Genomic DNA, 18,182 nt, shown 5'->3' on the forward strand with positions numbered 1-18,182 from the left:
CGCGAAATGAAATTCGACGGAGTTAATGCCTTCACATTCGTTTCAACAATAATGCGATGCGCCAAGGAGTTCAACAGAATGGCAATAAAAACAGAAAGTTTAAAAAACACAAAAAATTTGTAAACTAATAAAAAAGTGGTGTATATTTGCAGCAACAGTACACACCACGCTACCCATAAGAACAGCGTCCCAGGGTGTGTCTTTTGCTTTTATAGAAATAACTTCACACCCCAAAATAAGTACAACTGCTTACTTTGGGGTTTTATATTTTAGGTATGTTTGATAAAAATGCTACTTCAATTTCACAGCAAATTGAAATTTTAAAGAATAGGGGGTTGACGTTTAAAGATGAAGCATTTGCTGCACATCAGTTGGCTAATATTAGCTATTATCGATTAGGGGAATATTGGTATGTAATGCAAGATGATAAAGTAAATCATACCTTTAAACCCAACAGCAAGTTTGAAGAGGTAATGGCTTTATACAATTTTGATAGAGAATTACGCTTTTTACTTTTTGATGTTATAGAGCGCATTGAGATTAGTTTGAGAACCAAGTTGATTTATCATCTTTCACACGAGTTTAATCCTTGGTGGTTTCAAAATTTTGAATTGTTTGACGATAGCAAAGCATTAGTAAAAACCTTAGCAAGTTTAGAGGAAGAACTAGAACGAACAAAGGAAGCTACTATTAAAAATCATAATAAAAAGCATAAAGACGATAAGCGTTTTCCTCCATCATGGAAATCGTTAGAACAAACTAGTTTTGGAACGCTTTCCAAACTATATGGTAATTTAAAAAATACTATAAAGTCAAAAGATATAATTGCACAAGAATTTGGAGCCGTTAATCATACTTATTTGCCAAGTTGGTTGCAATCGATTACACAGATTCGTAACTATTGTGCACATCACTCTAGATTATGGAATAAAAACTTACCATCTACAATAAAGTTATTATCGAAACCGCCTTATAAGTGGATAACAGATGTACCTAATCAAAATGATTTTCAATATTTATACATTCATTTATGTATAATGAAGTATCTTTTGAATACTATAGAAACAGAAAATCAATTTACAGCGCGATTAAATATATTATTTGAAAAATACCCAAACGTTGATCCAAAAGCTTTAGGCATGAAACAAAATTGGCAAGAGGAGGAATTGTGGAAGTAAATTGTTAAAAAAACTATATAGTTACCCGCTCTGCGAAGTCTCCTGACTTTGTAGCCCTTAGATTTTCCCACTGCCGTGCCAGCTGTCGGAAATAACCTCGAATTTGTTTTTTAACTGTAGCGTGAAAAATGGGATGGGATTTCTCCTATCGTCGAAATGACAACAGGGCGTTGTAAAACTACTGAGATACTTAGCTATTGAAAAGTAAAGCCCCGCTCCCGAAACTTCAGCCCCTTCGCGTGGTCTAGTAAAGAAAAAATCGCACCCCTTACTGTTTTTCCCAAAAGCACCCTTCCCAAACCGTTCCCAACTTTGCGCCCACGCTGCACAACGTCTCCTGACTTTGCGCCCTCTACAATGTTGCAACTTCTATACACATAAAAAACCAATAGCTCCTTAATTTGTACCCTAAAGTTCGTAGCTTCGCCCTAGTGCTAAACGGAGCCATGGCCATGAAGTATTCTATCACCCAAAAAACATTACTTTTGTACAAAGTATCCGATATGAATTGTTGCGTCAGGCTACTGGGCCTACTCCTTGTCATCATGGGATTCGGATGCCAGTCCGATCGTTCCCAAACGCCCATGGCACAAAGCCATAACACCGTGCGGTATGCCCAGGGATTCGCTTTGCAAAACTACAACGACCTTACCGTGGTTACCGTGCGCAATCCTTGGCCCGAAGCCCGACAAACGTACCGCTATGTTTTGTATAAAAAAGGGGCGCGCATACCCGATTCGCTGCAGCAACTCCCCGCCATTCGCATCCCTATTCAAAAAATAGTGGTCACCTCTACCACCCACATTCCTTCCTTGGAAATGTTGAAAAAGGTACCCACACTCATAGGATTTCCACAACTGCAATACATTTCCTCGGCGCAAGTGCAAGCGCGAATCGCCCGCGGAAAAGTGGCCGAACTGGGGAAAAACCAATCCTTAAATATCGAGCGACTTATCACGCTGCAACCCGAGGTTGTCATTGGATACGGTATCGACAATCACAATCCCACCCTAGACAACGTGCAACGCAGTGGCTTAAAAGTGATGCTCAACGGCGACTGGAATGAACAAACGCCACTGGGTCGGGCGGAGTGGATTAAATTCTTTGGAGCGCTTTACGATGCACAAGACGAGGCTGAAAGCGTTTTTACAAAAATTGAAAAAGACTACCTCAACACCAAGCGCATCGCGGCACGAGCACCCAACGCACCTACCGTCATGGCCGGCGATGTGTTTGAAGGACAATGGTACCTTCCCAAAGGCGACAGTTGGGGCAGTTTGCTACTCAAAGAAGCCCGCGGCAACTACCTATGGAGCGCCACAAAAGGCACGGGAAGCCTTGCACTCTCTTTTGAAACGGTATTTGAAAAAGCACACAACGCCGACCTGTGGATCACCTCGGGTCAGTTTCAAACCCTCAGTGAAATGGCAGCCCAGAATCCGCATTACCGCCAATTCAAAGCGTTTAAAAATCAAAAAGTGTATTCGTTTCACCGAAAAAAGGGAAAAAACGGCGGCAGTCTCTACTACGAATTGGCACCCAACCGACCCGATTTAGTACTGAAAGATTTGGTGAAAATACTCCACCCAGAATTGTTACCTTCGTACCAACCCTATTTTTTTATGCCGTTACAACCGTGACCCTAACCTCTCGTCATCGCGGGCTTTTTGCCCTGTTAAGTGGACTCCTACTGTTGGCCTTTCTCAGCAATATCGCTTGGGGGCAAGTGGCTATTCCCTTGGGTGATGTTTTGCAAACCATTTTTGGACAAACGCCAGTCAAATCAACTTGGTCCTATATTATCCTTGAATTTCGAATCCCAAAAGCGCTCACGGCTATTTTAGTAGGCATGGGCTTATCGACTTGTGGGTTATTGATGCAAACGCTTTTCCGCAATCCTTTGGCGGGACCGTATGTGCTCGGACTCAGCTCGGGGTCGAGTTTGGGCGTAGCCTTGGTACTCTTGGGTGCGGGATTGTTGCCCACCGGACTATACACCCTACTCACAGGCCCCTACGGATTGGTGACCGCTTCGTGCTTGGGCAGTTTAGGGGTTATGGCCTTAGTGTTGGTTTTATCGCGAAAACTCCGAGACAGTGCGGGTTTATTGATTGTGGGGCTCATGTTTGGAAGTTTTACAGCCGCCGCGGTTTCTGTACTTACCTACTTCAGTTCGGCCGAACAATTGCAAAGGTTTACGTTTTGGAGTATGGGTAATTTGGGCAATATGACCTATGCACAAATAGGAATTCTCACGGTTTGTTTCGCAGTGGGGTTGCTCCTCACCTTGCAAAGTATAAAAGCCTTGGACGGATTGTTGTTGGGCGAAAACTATGCTGCCAGTTTAGGCATAGCGTTAGGAAAATCACGTTTGCGTATCATTTGGGCCACCGCTTTACTTTGCGGCAGCATTACGGCGTTTGTGGGGCCGATCGCCTTTATTGGTTTGGCGGTGCCGCATTTGGCAAAACTCTTGTTTCAAACCAGCAAACACGGTATTTTATTGGCTGCCACGTTACTCATTGGAGCCATCATCATGCTCGGTTGTGATACGGTGGCACAAATGCCCGGTTTCGATTTTACATTACCCATCAATGCCATTACCTCGCTCGTTGGCGCGCCCGTTGTTATTGGATTAATCATTCGAAAAAAAGCCTTGTTATGAGTGTAAATTCCCTGCTTCGCGTGTGCGATCTTACCATTGGGTATGGAAAAGGAAACCAGGCACTTCCCTTGGCAACTCAATTGCATTTTGAACTCAAAGCGGGGCAGTTAGTTAGTCTCATTGGTCCCAACGGCGTAGGAAAATCGACCTTGTTGCGAACCCTTTGTGGGATTCAACCCCCGTTGTCGGGATCGATTTTTTGGGAGGACAAACCCTTGGAGGAATGGACTGCCGAACAACGCGCTCGAAAATTGGCCTTGGTGTTGACCGATAAGATTCCGAAAAGCAACCTTACGGTTTATGAATTGATTGCGCTCGGTCGCCATCCTTACACCAACTGGCTTGGGCAACTCGCCCCCGACGACATAAAGGCCATCGAAACCGCGATGGAGCAAACGGAGGTAAGCCTTTGGCGGGACCGAAAACATTATGAATTAAGCGATGGACAGTTGCAACGCGTTTTGATCGCCCGAGCCTTGGCCCAAGACACCCCTTGGATTGTATTGGACGAACCCACGACCCATTTGGATTTAGTGCACAAAGTGGGCGTGTTTCAATTGTTGCAACGGGTGGCGCATCAAACGGGAAAATGCATTCTCTTTTCAACCCATGACATTGATCTTGCCATTCAACTTTCGGACGAAATGTTGATTATGACGCCCCATCAATTGGTGTTAGACCAACCGTGCAATCATATTGAATCGGGCATATTTAACACGCTATTTACCGACGAACACATTCGCTTTGATGCTGAAAAAGGACGGTTTGTCATATCCTAATGGCATTTTCTTTATCATTCTAATTCGACCAAACATCCATTTTTTGATACCATAAAAAAAGCTGCTCCGAAGAACAGCTTTTGATTGGGATATTGCGACCGATTATTGGCGACTTTGCACGTAATCGGATAATTCATCAGCGTTTGAACTAAAACTGAAAATTCCGTTTAATTTAAAGTAATTACGGGGTTCGATGCAGTAGTCATAAGCGAATTTAGCGAACTCTAATTTGTTATCGTCGAAGCTAAACAAATTCGCAATTTGCATGATTTGATCGACATTCAAACAGTTTACCGCTACAATTTGCTTGGCTGTTTTCATACGAGAATCTTCAAAAGCCTGGTTTTTTAAGGTCGTTAAAGCAGCATTGTAATCGGCTGGACGCATACAACTACGACTTGGACATCCTACAGGCGCCACTTCAACAGGTTCGGGAGCCACATGACCGCCCACATGAGAAGAAGAAGTTGTAGTGGTAGTAGTTTGCGTTACGGTGCCACCCATGCCCATATTGTCATTGATTGAAACACCCATGTTAAGTCCACCAATATTGATGTTGGCGTTGATATTGTCCCCACCATTAGTTGTAGTCGTTGTTGTAGTTTGTGTAACGGTACCGCCACGAACAGGGGCAGGTTGTTGCACCACTACAGTTTGCCCGGGGTTTACAGGACGCGGACGCGGTTGCCCGTAATGCATAACATACACATTGGCTGGGGGAACAAAATTGGGTTGTACAGGCACTGCTTAGAAAAAATTCAATTTCATTTTCCCTTTCTTGTTTCGGTCGCGACGAATTTTATAGGTCACATCCGACATGATACCGTCCGGATCGGCGATCATCATGTTGTTGGTGGTAATATCCATCAACGTTTTGTCTTCAAACTGAATACGCGCGTTATAGTACGGCTGATTCAAGTCCTCAACCCGAATGTTGGTTTGGGGGATATCATTTTGCATTTCCCCATTTAAAATAAGGTAAAATTTGTCTCCATCTTCAGAGAAAATAGTCAAGTGTCCTATTTGTCCTACTTGAGCCATGGAAACTGCCGAAAGTAGCACAAACAGTACAGAAGTAATTTTTTTCATGATGATTGTTTTTTTGGTAAAAATACGGGTTATCTGTTAATTTCCAAATTCAAAAATTAAGTCAAATTTATTTTTTTAGTAAAATCGCTACAAGCCCACCTGTTCAAAATGGGGAACTTCTTGCACGCTGCCTGCATGTAAATGCAAGGAAATACGGCCTACGCGAACCCGAACTAAACGTAACGTTGGAAAACCCACTGCCGCCGTCATTTTGCGTACTTGTCGAAACTTTCCTTCGGTGAGCGTTAAAGATATCCAACAGGTGGGCCCATGACGGGCATCGCGTATGCGTCGACCTTCGCCAATACAGGGCGGTAAAACCGTCACAAGTCGAACTTGACACGGTTGGGTGGTGTATCGAATGCCTTTGAAGCCAATTTCAACCCCCGCCTCCAGTTGTGCTATCGCAGTAGGGTCAATCAAACCATCGACTTGAGCGTAGTATTCTTTTTCTACCGTTTTACTGCGCACCCGTTCGCTTTCTTGACCATCAGTAGTCAATAACAATAGCCCCTCTGAATCTTCGTCCAAACGTCCAATAGCCATCGTTTTTTCGGGGAAATCATACAGTTCGCCCAACAGCTTTTTGGCGCGCTTTTTTTGGTAAATAAACTGACTCAAATACCCATGGGGCTTGTGCAAAAGAAAGTGACGGTGCATGGCGACTTTTGTTTTTTACAAACTTAATCCATTTTGACAAAGAAAAATTGTGTAGCAAATCGCCTTGAAGTTTTGTAAATTTAAAACCTTAAAAAATAACGTATGACTGTAACCATTGTTTTATCTGCCGTGTTTTTGGGATTGGGATTTTTCATCGGAAAATTACTCTCCAGCAATCAAACCAGTGCTACCCTTGCTCAAAAAGAAGAGCAAATTCGTCAATTAACCCAACAAGTAACTTCGGGGCAGCAGCAATGGCAAACGGCCCAAGGGGAGAAAGAAACGTTGCGTACCGAACGCGAGGCTTTGGCTTTACAACTCACCAAAAAAGAAGTGGATTTTTCCAATTTGGTCGAACGCAACAAAGAATACCGTCAAGAAGTGGAACAATTACAAGAAAAGTTTACCAAAGAATTTGAACTCTTGGCTCAGAAAATTCTGGAAGAAAAAACAACCAAGTTTACCGAACAAAACAAAGAAAACTTAAAAACAATTCTTTCTCCCTTACAAGAAAAGATTCAGCTTTTTGAGAAAAAAGTAGAAGATACACACAAAGAAAGCATCGATCACCATGCCGCATTACGCCAACAAATACTAGGACTGCGGGAAATGAATGAAAAAATGTCGCAAGAAACCATTAATCTGACCAAAGCCTTAAAAGGCGATAATAAAATGCAAGGAAATTGGGGCGAATTGGTACTGGAGCGGGTTTTGGAAAAATCAGGATTGGAAAAAGACCGCGAATATTTTGTGCAACAGAGCTTTACCACCCCGGAGGGACAACGACTTCAACCCGATGTGGTCATTGCTCTACCCGATGGCAAAAAAATGATTGTCGATTCAAAAGTGACGTTAACCGCCTACGAACGCTTGTGCAACGCCGAAACTGAGGAGGAACAAAAACAGCATTTACGCGAACACCTTATCGCTATTCATCGCCATGTGGAGCAATTGAGTAGCAAAAATTATCACGACTTGTACCAAATGGAGAGTCCCGATTTTGTGTTGCTTTTCATCCCAATTGAATCGGCTTTTGCTGTCGCATTACAAGAAGACAACTCATTGTACAACAAAGCCTTTGAAAAGAATATTGTCATTGTAACACCTTCAACTTTATTGGCTACTCTGAAAACAATTAACAGCATGTGGACCAATCAAAAGCAGCAAGAAAATGCGCTAGAGATTGCCCGTCAAGCAGGGGCTTTGTATGATAAATTTGAAGGGTTTGTCACCGATTTGATAAAAATTGGTAAAAAAATGGATGAAGCCAAAGTAGAATACCAAGGGGCGATGAATAAACTCACCGAAGGCAAAGGCAACCTGATTTCGAGTGTAGAACGCTTGAAAAAAATGGGAGCTAAAGCCAAAAAAACAATGCCAGAAGCCTTGTTGCAACGCGCTGGAGTAGGCCAAACGAACGATATTGACACGACCCATGAAGAAACAATTTAAAACGGTAAAATCCTCTCGAATATCCATTTCACAATTGATGCTCCCTTCCCATTCCAACTTTAGTGGAAAAATTCATGGAGGGTATATTCTTTCCTTAATGGACCAAATTGCTTTTGCTTGTGCCTCCAAATATTCGGGCAATTATTGTGTGACCGCTTCGGTGGATACCGTCGACTTTCTACACCCTATTGAAGTGGGCGAGCTCGTGATCATGAAAGCCTGTGTAAATTATGTGGGACGCAGTTCAATGGTGATAGGGATTCGCGTGGAATCAGAGGATATTCAAACCGGCAAATCGAAACACTGCAATTCGAGTTATTTCACCATGGTGGCCAAAGATGAAAACGGCCAAAATACGGAAGTCCCCGGTTTGATTTTAACCAACGGTGATGAAGTGCGGCGTTTTTACAATTGTATCCAACATATTGAAGCTCGAAAAACCCGAAATCGACACGAATTGGAGTTTGATTACCTGTCAGAAACTGCCCTAAAAAACCTAGAAAATTACAATGTGAAAATTGGAATGAAAGAACGGTAAAATTTCCAAATTCTTATTTATTTTTAAAAAATCCTCATATAACTACAGGAATTTTGAAGCAAATAGATTTTTTTTGTTACTTTTGGTGTAGATATTTTTAACATGAGAAAGTATTACCTTTTAGGGATTTTTACGGGAATCATTTCTTTATTTATTTATTCTTGTTCTTCCAATGATAATGAGGAGTATGTGGAACCGAGCCCCGTTTCGGTTGATTTAACACAAGTGCCTTATGCTAAGCTTTCCGACTACCACTTTTTTAAAGCGCCCATGAGTGCCATGGTGCCCGAAAAAGATGTCCATATTTACGAACCCATTAGCCAGTTATTTACCGACTATGCCTACAAAAAGCGTTTCGTATGGTTGCCTCCGGGAACAAAAGCAACGTACAATGGAGACGGTTCGGTTTTGGAATTGCCCGTGGGCGCTGCCATTATCAAAAACTTTTATTACGACGAATTACAACCCACTAACACGCGTAAAATCATAGAAACGCGTATCATGATTCGTAAATCCAACGGATGGATTTTTGCAGAATATGTTTGGAATGACGAACAAACGGAAGCGTTTTTTGATATAAACGGAAGCAACCGCACAATTACTTTTACAGAAAACGGAGTGCAAAAAACAGCCAATTACCGTATTCCCAATGAAGCACAGTGCGTAACTTGTCACAAACTACGTGATCCAAACACGAATATTTACTCCAATTCACCTATTGGAATCAAACCTCAAAACATTAACTTCAACTATAACTATGGCGCTGAAACGAAAAATCAGTTGGCGAAATGGAAAGAATGGGGTATTTTAGAAAGTAATGCACCTATTTCTGACCCAGCTACTGCCATGGTAGATTATAAAGATGTTTCAAAACCACTTGAGCAGCGAGTTCGTTCCTATTTTGATATCAATTGTGCCCATTGTCATAGTGAAAAAGGACACTGTTATTACCGACCTATGCGCATGAGTTTTAATGAAACAAATAACAATTTAACCAATATGGGCGTCTGTGTTCCCACGGCTGACTTGCAAGATTTTCCTCCTGCATTAAGCCGTATTGTTTCACCAAACAACATTAATCGCTCTATGCTTTATTACCGATTAAATACTGAAAACGAAGCGTTTATGATGCCATTACACGGGCGTTCGATCCTCCACGAAGAGGGTGTATTACTCGTAAAACAATGGATTGAATCGCTTCAACCCTGCAACTAATAACAACTTTATGACAAAAATTACTTTACTCCTATTTTTTCTCTTTCTAGGATTTACCCAAGCGCAGAACACCTGTGCTACTGCATTGCCTATTTCGGCGGGAACCCATGTGGTTACAGCGGTAGATGGCACCGACTTACCACCAGCCATTTGTGCCGACAATGGAGCCTTGGGTACCAATGGAAAAGCGGAATGGTATTCGTATACACCAACGCAAAATTATACCGTAACTATTACTTCAAACATTGCGGCAAACACACCGCGTGTGGATACCCGTGTACACGTGTATACTGGAACTTGCGGTTCAATGGTGTGTTTTGATGGTGATGACGATAGCGGTCAGAATTTTTCTTCTGTTGCTACGTTCAATGTAACCGCAGGAACAACGTATACCATTGTTTGGGATAACCGCTGGACTAGTAATGGGTTTACCTTTCAATTAATTGAAAATGCAGTAGTGGTTCAACCTACATCACCCATTACCTACAATGCACAAACGGTTTCTACCATCAACAACCAATACAATATTTGTGTAGTTGACATGAACAATGACGGATTGGATGATATTGTAGGGATTAGTACAGGAACGATGAAAGTTCATTACCAAACGGCTACTCCAGGTACTTTCAACATTGTAAGTTATCCATTTTCCAATGTGAATTTCTACCCATCTTGGAGTTTGGCTGCTGGCGATTACAACAAGGATGGCTACAATGATATTATCTTAGGTGCAGGTCAAGGATTATCCATCTTACGTTCTGGAAACAACGGCACACAATACACAGGAATTACTCCCGGAGAGTATATTTTTTGTCAGCGTACCAACTTTACCGATTTAAATAAAGATGGCAACTTAGATATCTTCTCTTGCCACGATATCAATGAAAACGTATATTATTTGAATGATGGTGCTGGAAATCTTACCTACTACCAAGCGAATGTAACGCCTGGCGCGATGGCAATCAGTAATGGAGGTGGAAATTATGCTACGCTATTCACCGATTTCGATAACGATGGGGATTCTGATGTATTTATTTCTAAATGTTCAGGCCCTCCATGTCAATTGATTCGTTACGATGGGGGAACAACCTATACCAACGTTTCTGCGGCTACTGGAGTTAATGTAACTCCGATACAAACTTGGTCGTCTGGAATAGCCGATTTTGACAATGATGGTGATATGGATGTAATCATTACAGCGAGTGCCGGAACGCACCGTTTCTTTAGAAACAACTTCGAAACTACAGGTACTTTGAGTGCATTTACAAATATTACAACGGGATCAGGTTGGGATACAAATCCATCGACCAATGTTGACAACATTGCTTACGACTTTGACAACGACGGAAAAGTAGACGTACTTGGCGGTGGAAGCAAAATCATGTTCAACCAAGGAAACAATACTTTCCAAGGTATTACTTACACAGGTATCGGTGTAGGCGCAGTGGGCGACTTAAACAACGACGGGTTCCTAGATATTCAAAACGGCTCAACCATTCGTTATGCTGTACCAAACGGAAACAATTGGTTAAAAGTTCGCTTAAACGGTGTACAAAGTAACAGCAACGGTATTGGAGCGCGCATTGAAATCTACGGTGCATTCGGAAAACAAATTCGCGATGTACGCAGTGGAGAAGGGTTCCGTTATATGAGTTCGATTAATGCACACTTCGGTATTGGAACCAACACAGCTATTAACCAAGTAATTATCCGTTGGCCTTCAGGGATTGTCGATACAATCAACAATCCCAACATTAACCAATTGTTGACCGTTACAGAAGGTTCTAGCTTAAACAATCCTTCTTTTGACAGCACAACGGTTAGTGTATTTCCAATCCCAACGCGTAACCAATTGACCATTAAAATCCAAGAGGGCTTCACCGCAGTTAAAGCAGAAGTATACGACTTAAACGGTCGCTTGGTATTGTCATCCAAAATTGAAAACGAGTCTATCTCATTACAATCCTTAGAAAATGGTAATTACTTGTTGATGGTTATGGATGCTAATGGTACTAAATTCACCCAGAAAATTGTGAAAAACTAACACAATCCATACTAGAAAAAACAAAAAGCTCCGAGTACATCGGAGCTTTTTTTATAGGGTAACTTTTTCAAAGGCATGCAGTTTGTCGATATGCAAAAAGGTTTTTCTTTGGTAGCCATCACGGGAAAACATCGGTAAAAAGCGAGCCCCGTGAACAATCTCATCAAAAGTATATGAAGCGCGTTTTACCACTGAAGTACTAAACATATCGTCAAATACTTTGATAAAAACGATCAACTCCCCCACCGTTTCTTGAAAATCATTTTCGGCAAATTGATACAACGGACTTTGAGGCGTAATCGGATGTACTAAGGTCCAATTTAAATTCAAGGCGTTGATTTTATCCAACTCTAAATCCAAAGTGAAAAATTTGTTGACTTTTTGGCCGTTTTCCTCCACATGCATACCCAGGGTAACCCGCGCCTCTGCATCGGATAAATTGACATTCTTAAAAGGACATAAGCGCAGCATCAAGGCTGTACCGTCTTTATAAGGAGCAATCAAAGCAGTATCGGAAAACAAAAGATGGGCTTTGGGTTGGCTAAACCGTCCCTAAAACAAACCCGTAGCAATAGCAAAGCTCAACAACCCAGACAAGCTTCTACAGCGGCGATAAAACTGTCCAAAAAACATCGCGGACTCACATGCCCGTAGCCCACCGTTGTAAAGGTTTGCACACTAAAAAAGAACGCTTGTCCAAAAGCATCCCAAGGCGATGTTGTGGTAACCCCTTGAGATGGTCTACGCCGATAAGCACATACAGTGTGGCAAAAAAAGCATTCACCAAAAAATAAAACAAAAGGATAATCATTAAAAACTTCCATCGCGGTAAAGTCAGCATCTTATGGTACCAACTGATGGACTCTAAAAAAGGAAATCCCGTAAGACGTATATTGGCCTTACCCGATTTGGTAAAGAAACGTCCCCCATAACTGGAAGCATTTGTTCCCAAACCGGTATTGGCTTCGGTTTTGGCTTGGCATTGAAGGTTTTTCGAAAATCCATAAGGGTTATTTTGAGGTAAAACTACACATTTTACACAAAAAAACCGCTCCGAAGAGCGGTACTATACTTATTTAGACAAATACATTTTTCGTCGGGAATAGAGATCGTAAAACTGATCGTCTTTCAAATCCTCAATAAACAAAATACTCTCGCCTGTGGATTTCATTTCAGGACCCAAGGCTTTGTTAACGTTGGGAAATTTATTAAAGGAAAACACTGGTTGCTTGATAGCAAAACCATTTAACTTCGGATTAAAATCGAAATCACTCACCTTCTTCTCTCCCAACATCACTTTGGTGGCATAATTCACATAGGGTTCGCCATACGCTTTGGCAATAAAAGGCACCGTACGTGAGGCACGTGGATTGGCTTCGATAATATATACAATATCATCTTTAATGGCAAATTGAATGTTGATCAGACCCACCGTTTGAAGCGCTAATGCGATGTTTTTGGTATGGTCTTTAATTTGTTGCATCACAAACTCCCCCAAGTTAAAAGGAGGTAACGTCGCATTGCTGTCGCCCGAGTGAATCCCACAAGGTTCGATATGCTCCATAATTCCGATGATATAGACATTTTCACCATCACAAATCGCATCGGCTTCGGCTTCAATCGCACCATCCAAGTAGTAATCCAACAGCAATTTATTGTTGGGAATATGTTTTAAAATCTCGATCACATGCTCTTCCAACTCTTGCTTATTAATCACAATTTTCATCCCTTGTCCCCCCAACACATAGGAAGGGCGAACCAATAGGGGGAATTCCAATTCGTCTGCCAATTGCAAGGCTTGATCGGCGTTTTCGGCTACCCCAAATTTAGGATACGGAATATTCAATTCTTTCAACAAGCCCGAAAAACGACCGCGATCTTCGGCCAAATCCAAAGCATCGTAACTGGTTCCGAAGATTTTTATCCCGTAGCGGTTTAATTTTTCAGCCAACTTCAAGGCTGTTTGTCCTCCCAGCTGCACAATCACTCCATCGGGTTTTTCGTGCTGGATAATGTCGTAAATATGTTCCCAAAATACGGGTTCAAAATACAACTTATCGGCCGTATCAAAGTCCGTTGAAACCGTCTCTGGATTACAGTTGATCATAATGGTTTCATAGCCGCATTCTTTGGCCGCCAAAACCCCGTGCACACAGGAATAATCAAACTCAATACCCTGCCCAATTCGGTTAGGTCCTGACCCCAACACAACGACCTTCTTACGGTCGGTGACTACACTTTCATTGGCCGTGTAGCGTTCTCCTGAAGGCGTCTCAATTTCAGCCTCAAAAGTCGAATAATAGTAGGGCGTTTGCGCTTTAAATTCGGCCGCACAAGTATCGACCAATTTATAAACCCGTCGCACATACATTTCTTCCCGCAAACGGTGCACCTGACTCTCCAAACAGCCCAGCATGTGTGCAATTTGACGGTCGCCATAGCCTTTTTGCTTGGCTTCCAGGAGCAACTCTTTCGGAAGCGTATCGATACGGTAGTTTGAGATTTCTTTTTCCAACAAATACAATTCCTCGTATTGCTTCAAGAACCACATATCGATTTTGGTAATCTCATGAATACGACTCAACGGAATCCCCATTTGAATCGCATCGTAAATTACAAATACACGATCCCAACTGGCATAGGTGAGTTTTTCAATAATTTGTTCGTAGTTTTTATAGCCTTTTCCATCCGCGCCCAATCCATTGCGTTTGATTTCCAACGATTGGGTAGCTTTATGCAAGGCTTCTTGAAAGGAACGTCCGATACCCATTACCTCGCCTACCGATTTCATTTGTAAGCCCAGCGTTCGGTCGGCGCCTTCAAACTTATCGAAGTTCCAACGCGGGATTTTCACAATCACATAGTCCAACGTGGGTTCAAACAAAGCAGAGGTCGATTTGGTAATTTGATTTTGCAGTTCGTCGAGCGTATACCCTAATGCCAATTTGGTAGCAATCTTCGCGATGGGATAGCCCGTTGCTTTTGACGCCAAGGCCGAAGAGCGCGACACCCGTGGATTGATTTCAATCGCCACGATATCTTCTTTTTCGTCAGGTGAAACGGCAAACTGCACATTACATCCTCCAGCAAAGTTTCCAATCGAGCGCATCATGTGAATTGCCATGTCGCGCATTTTTTGGAAAGTACGATCCGACAAGGTCATTGCTGGCGCCACGGTAATCGAGTCGCCGGTGTGAATTCCCATAGGATCCATATTTTCGATAGAACAAATGATGACAACATTGTCATTTTGATCCCGCAACAATTCCAATTCATATTCTTTCCAACCCAACAAGGCCTTGTCAATCAATACCTCGTGAATGGGGGACGCTTCTAGACCACGGGTCAACAACTCATCAAAATCCTCTTTGCGATGCACAAAAGCGGCTCCTGTTCCACCCAGCGTAAACGAAGGACGAATGACCAACGGAAACCCAAACTCCTGCGCAATTTCTTTCCCTTTCAAAAACGAATTGGCCGTCTTAGCGGGCGCATACGGAATTCCGATTTCGCTCAACAGCGTTTTAAATTTGTCGCGGTCCTCGGTAACGTTAATTGCATTGATATCGACGCCAATTAAGCGCACATTAAAATCCTTCCAAATCCCCTTTTCTTCGGCTTCCAAACATAAGTTCAATGCCGTTTGTCCTCCCATAGTAGGAAGTACGGCATCGATGTTGGGATGTGCTTTGAGAATTTCAATAATCGATTTGGAGGTGAGCGGCTTGAGGTATACATGATCGGCCATAGCAGGGTCGGTCATGATGGTAGCGGGGTTGGAGTTGATAAGGATGACCTCAATTCCTTCTTCGCGAAGGGAGCGGGCCGATTGCGACCCAGAGTAGTCAAATTCACAGGCTTGACCAATAATGATCGGACCTGAACCAATAATCAAAACGGATTTGATAGCGGAATCTTTCGGCATGTGGTTTAGTAGTTTAGTCGTTTAGGTTGTGTGTGTCAAAATTAGTCGGTTTCCAAAACTTATAAAAAAAACGGGGTTGCCAACTTATCATTAGTTATAAACAGGATAAAAAAAAAGGCGCTACTGATAAAAGTAACGCCTTATAATATGATGGAATCATCATTATTTCTTATGTCTTGGTTCAGAAGATACCGTCAACTTATGTCTTCCTTTGGCACGACGACGAGCAAGGACTTTTCTACCATTTGCAGTAGCCATTCTCTCCATAAACCCGTGTTTATTTCTTCTTTTTCTTTTCGAGGGTTGAAATGTTCTTTTACTCATTGTTCGATATCTTTAAAATCTGGTACTTGTTCGCTATCTACGGCTTTTCAAAACCGAGTGCAAATATACAAAGCTTTTTATTACATGCAAGTGCTTTTTTAAAAATATTTCAAATTCCTTTTACTACATTTGCAACCTAAATTTTACCCTCATGTTTCACAGAAATAGTAAGATCGTTTTAACCGTACTGATTTTTGCAGCTGCGGTTTGGCAATTCACAGAAAACAATATTGGCAATGGGATTTTTTTGATTTTAGTTGCTTTGATTCCGTTGGCTCTATACTTCCGTAATGAGTACATCTTATTGGCGTTTTTACAAATGCGGAAACAAAATTTCCCAGGCGCTCAAAAATGGTTGTCCAAAATTAAAAACCCTGAAACCGCTTTAATTCGCAAACAACAAGGCTACTATAATTATCTGCAAGGCTTGATGGTATCACAAACCAACTTGAACCAAGCCGAGAAGTTTTTCAAAAAAGCGATTGAATTGGGCTTGAATATGGACATGGACTTGGCAGTGGCCAAACTCAACTTGGCAGGAATCGCCTTATCCCGTCGTCGAAAAATGGAAGCGACGAACTTGATCAACGAAGTCAAAAAACTCGACAAGCAAGGCATGCTGAAAGAGCAAATTACCATGATGAAAGAACAGCTTAAACGTTTATAGTTAGTTATAGTTTGACACTATCCCAAAAAGTGTGTAAGTTTATAATCTGATATTTTTTCCTTTCCAAAGGTCATAGACAAAGAAGTCTGACTGAAGAAATAGAAATTCCCATCTAAAATCCAATACTTACACACCAAAGGCTGTACAATAAACATGCTGGTTTCGGCTGTGGTCAACGACGGTATGTCTGTAGTTTCGGTCTTGGAACTAATGGAATTCCAATACCCAAAGTCACATCAGTTGTAATGAAATACCCTGCCAATGGAACAAAAGTTGACGAAGTGGTTTCAGAAGTACCTTTGTCATCTTCAGCGAACGTCACTTGTCTTACAGCCCACCATGTGCCCTTCTAGTCCTTAGTTTTGTTTATCCATTGTATTTCCGTTCCAAATCATTAAGGCTACTATTACTATTAAAAAAAAATTATTTTGTTTTTTGTAAAAGATTTACAGGACAAATGTACCCGCATCAAAACAGTAAAAACCTGAAATTAATCATTGTTCCCCTGCTTTTTCCATGTAAAATAGCTCCCTTTTAATGGTGTTTTATTGTACCTTTGTGGCATGATTAAAGAAGTTTCGATACAAAATAAACGCGCTCGTTTTGACTATGAAATCCTTGAAACCTATACGGCTGGGATTGTATTGACGGGAACCGAAATCAAGTCGATACGATTGGGAAAAGCGCAAATTGCGGAAAGCTTCTGCGAATTTCACAGGCACGAACTTTTTGCCATAAATACGTATATTGAAGAATACGCGTTTGGCACTGCATTTAATCACCAATCGAGTAGTGAACGTAAATTGCTTTTGAATAAAAAAGAATTAAAATCGCTCGCCAGAAAAGTAGAAACCAAAGGACTTACTATCGTCCCACTTCGTCTTTTTACTAATGAAAAAGGGTTGGCCAAATTGGATATTGGTTTGTGCCGCGGTAAAAAAAACTACGATAAACGGGAAACCCTAAAAGATCGGGATACGCAACGGGATATTGACCGTTTAAAAAAGGTGTTTTAGTATGCTGGATCAACTTTTGAAACAGGGTCGCGAAACTTCAGGTCTGTCTACACGAGCATTAGCCCACTTGTCAGGGATTGATCAAGCATTAATCAGTAAATTTGAAAATGGAAACAGGATTCCAACACAAGCGCAAGCCCGTTTATTGGCCTCACTACTGCGTATTGAAGTTCAACTGGTTCTCGTTGCTTGGTACCGCGTTAAACTCTTACACCTGATTGATTTTAATCCACAAGCCATTGAAGCAATCACAGGGATTTTGGAAGAAAAAGGATTGAACCTCGCCAAAAGTGTTGAAAAAGAAGCCCAAATTGCGTCCATCCTTTCAGAGATAGATCTGTTAAAAAATCGCTTGCAAAACCTATGAAAATATAAGCCGAATCAATATTAAAATTTGAGACGGACTCACTAAAAAGAAGGCGGCGACCTATGGCTTTAGCCGAACTGGCGAAGCAATCGACCCTTGAGACATGCCACGCCGATAAAAAAAATGAGGCCCTTCAAATTGAAGGGCCTCACTAAAAACAAGGCGGCGACATACTCTCCCACAGTTATGCAGTACCATCTGCGCTGTCGGGCTTAACTTCTCTGTTCGGAATGGGAAGAGGTGAGCCCCTACGCAATAACCAC

18 protein-coding genes and 1 rRNA gene are annotated in these 18,182 nt (G+C 41.9%); 11 read left to right on the plus strand and 8 right to left on the minus strand.

Annotated features, from left to right (window positions below):
* The first annotated feature begins 254 nt into the window (after window positions 1–254).
* From ABWO12_RS09800 to ABWO12_RS09815, 4 genes are all read left to right on the plus strand, one after another.
* Window positions 255–1,178 (plus strand): Abi family protein, encoded by a 924-nt coding sequence (locus ABWO12_RS09800; RefSeq protein WP_353088694.1) that lies wholly within the window; start codon window positions 255–257, stop codon window positions 1,176–1,178.
* Window positions 1,179–1,579: 401 nt separating this feature from the next.
* The gene (locus ABWO12_RS09805) at window positions 1,580–2,818 is read left to right on the plus strand and encodes an ABC transporter substrate-binding protein (protein ID WP_353088695.1); all 1,239 of its coding nucleotides are present in this window, start codon (window positions 1,580–1,582) and stop codon (window positions 2,816–2,818) included.
* Window positions 2,815–3,843, plus strand: a complete 1,029-nt coding sequence (locus tag ABWO12_RS09810) for a FecCD family ABC transporter permease (protein ID WP_353088697.1) — start codon at window positions 2,815–2,817, stop codon at window positions 3,841–3,843. Before ABWO12_RS09805 ends, ABWO12_RS09810 begins: the two co-directional genes overlap by 4 nt.
* The gene (locus tag ABWO12_RS09815) at window positions 3,840–4,622 is read left to right on the plus strand and encodes an ABC transporter ATP-binding protein (protein ID WP_353088699.1); all 783 of its coding nucleotides are present in this window, start codon (window positions 3,840–3,842) and stop codon (window positions 4,620–4,622) included. The genes ABWO12_RS09810 and ABWO12_RS09815 overlap by 4 nt, the downstream gene beginning before the upstream one ends.
* A gap of 102 nt (window positions 4,623–4,724) precedes the next feature.
* Here the strand turns inward: ABWO12_RS09815 and ABWO12_RS09820 are convergent, their stop codons facing one another.
* From ABWO12_RS09820 to ABWO12_RS09830, 3 genes are all read right to left on the minus strand, one after another.
* Window positions 4,725–5,321 carry a proline and serine-rich protein 1 family protein gene (locus ABWO12_RS09820; protein WP_353088701.1) on the minus strand — a complete coding sequence of 199 codons (597 nt, stop codon included), beginning with the start codon at window positions 5,319–5,321 and terminating at the stop codon, window positions 4,725–4,727.
* A gap of 48 nt (window positions 5,322–5,369) precedes the next feature.
* Window positions 5,370–5,711, minus strand: a complete 342-nt coding sequence (locus ABWO12_RS09825; RefSeq protein WP_353088703.1) for a hypothetical protein — start codon at window positions 5,709–5,711, stop codon at window positions 5,370–5,372.
* A gap of 87 nt (window positions 5,712–5,798) precedes the next feature.
* Window positions 5,799–6,371 carry a pseudouridine synthase gene (locus ABWO12_RS09830; protein ID WP_353088704.1) on the minus strand — a complete coding sequence of 191 codons (573 nt, stop codon included), beginning with the start codon at window positions 6,369–6,371 and terminating at the stop codon, window positions 5,799–5,801.
* Between the two features lie 102 nt (window positions 6,372–6,473).
* Between ABWO12_RS09830 and ABWO12_RS09835 the strand changes: the two genes are divergently transcribed.
* From ABWO12_RS09835 to ABWO12_RS09850, 4 genes are all read left to right on the plus strand, one after another.
* On the plus strand, window positions 6,474–7,823 hold the full coding sequence (locus tag ABWO12_RS09835; RefSeq protein ID WP_353088705.1) for a DNA recombination protein RmuC: 1,350 nt from the start codon (window positions 6,474–6,476) through the stop codon (window positions 7,821–7,823).
* Window positions 7,807–8,361: an acyl-CoA thioesterase gene (locus ABWO12_RS09840; RefSeq protein WP_353088707.1), complete on the plus strand. Its 555-nt coding sequence runs from the start codon at window positions 7,807–7,809 to the stop codon at window positions 8,359–8,361. Before ABWO12_RS09835 ends, ABWO12_RS09840 begins: the two co-directional genes overlap by 17 nt.
* A gap of 102 nt (window positions 8,362–8,463) precedes the next feature.
* Window positions 8,464–9,576, plus strand: coding sequence for a hypothetical protein (locus ABWO12_RS09845; RefSeq protein ID WP_353088708.1), 1,113 nt, complete (start codon window positions 8,464–8,466; stop codon window positions 9,574–9,576).
* A gap of 10 nt (window positions 9,577–9,586) precedes the next feature.
* On the plus strand, window positions 9,587–11,620 hold the full coding sequence (locus tag ABWO12_RS09850; protein ID WP_353088710.1) for an FG-GAP-like repeat-containing protein: 2,034 nt from the start codon (window positions 9,587–9,589) through the stop codon (window positions 11,618–11,620).
* Window positions 11,621–11,671: 51 nt separating this feature from the next.
* On the opposite strand, the gene ABWO12_RS09855 is transcribed toward ABWO12_RS09850, so the two are convergent.
* The 4 genes from ABWO12_RS09855 to rpmH all read right to left on the minus strand — a co-directional run bounded on the left by ABWO12_RS09855 (window position 11,672) and on the right by rpmH (window position 15,869).
* Window positions 11,672–12,142: a hypothetical protein gene (locus tag ABWO12_RS09855; RefSeq protein WP_353088711.1), complete on the minus strand. Its 471-nt coding sequence runs from the start codon at window positions 12,140–12,142 to the stop codon at window positions 11,672–11,674.
* Window positions 12,143–12,201: 59 nt separating this feature from the next.
* Complete coding sequence (locus ABWO12_RS09860; protein WP_353088712.1) at window positions 12,202–12,444, minus strand: ion channel; 243 nt, start codon at window positions 12,442–12,444, stop codon at window positions 12,202–12,204.
* 248 nt (window positions 12,445–12,692) lie between these two features.
* Window positions 12,693–15,545 (minus strand): carbamoyl-phosphate synthase large subunit, encoded by a 2,853-nt coding sequence (gene carB / locus ABWO12_RS09865; protein ID WP_353088713.1) that lies wholly within the window; start codon window positions 15,543–15,545, stop codon window positions 12,693–12,695.
* Window positions 15,546–15,707: 162 nt separating this feature from the next.
* A complete protein-coding gene (rpmH, locus tag ABWO12_RS09870) occupies window positions 15,708–15,869 on the minus strand; it encodes a 50S ribosomal protein L34 (protein ID WP_056072822.1) in 162 nt (53 codons plus the stop codon).
* 151 nt (window positions 15,870–16,020) lie between these two features.
* Here rpmH and ABWO12_RS09875 point away from each other — a divergent pair, with 151 nt between their 5' ends.
* From ABWO12_RS09875 to ABWO12_RS09885, 3 genes are all read left to right on the plus strand, one after another.
* Window positions 16,021–16,536 (plus strand): DUF2892 domain-containing protein, encoded by a 516-nt coding sequence (locus ABWO12_RS09875; RefSeq protein ID WP_353088714.1) that lies wholly within the window; start codon window positions 16,021–16,023, stop codon window positions 16,534–16,536.
* Between the two features lie 563 nt (window positions 16,537–17,099).
* Window positions 17,100–17,552 carry an SsrA-binding protein SmpB gene (gene smpB, locus ABWO12_RS09880; protein ID WP_353088716.1) on the plus strand — a complete coding sequence of 151 codons (453 nt, stop codon included), beginning with the start codon at window positions 17,100–17,102 and terminating at the stop codon, window positions 17,550–17,552.
* A gap of 1 nt (window position 17,553) precedes the next feature.
* On the plus strand, window positions 17,554–17,919 hold the full coding sequence (locus tag ABWO12_RS09885; protein ID WP_353088717.1) for a helix-turn-helix domain-containing protein: 366 nt from the start codon (window positions 17,554–17,556) through the stop codon (window positions 17,917–17,919).
* Window positions 17,920–18,076: 157 nt separating this feature from the next.
* Here the strand turns inward: ABWO12_RS09885 and rrf are convergent.
* A 5S ribosomal RNA gene (gene rrf, locus ABWO12_RS09890) occupies window positions 18,077–18,182 on the minus strand; the annotation flags it as partial.

Source organism: Flavobacterium sp., from assembly GCF_040379285.1.
In the GTDB taxonomy this organism is placed as follows: Bacteria; Bacteroidota; Bacteroidia; order Flavobacteriales; family Flavobacteriaceae; genus Flavobacterium.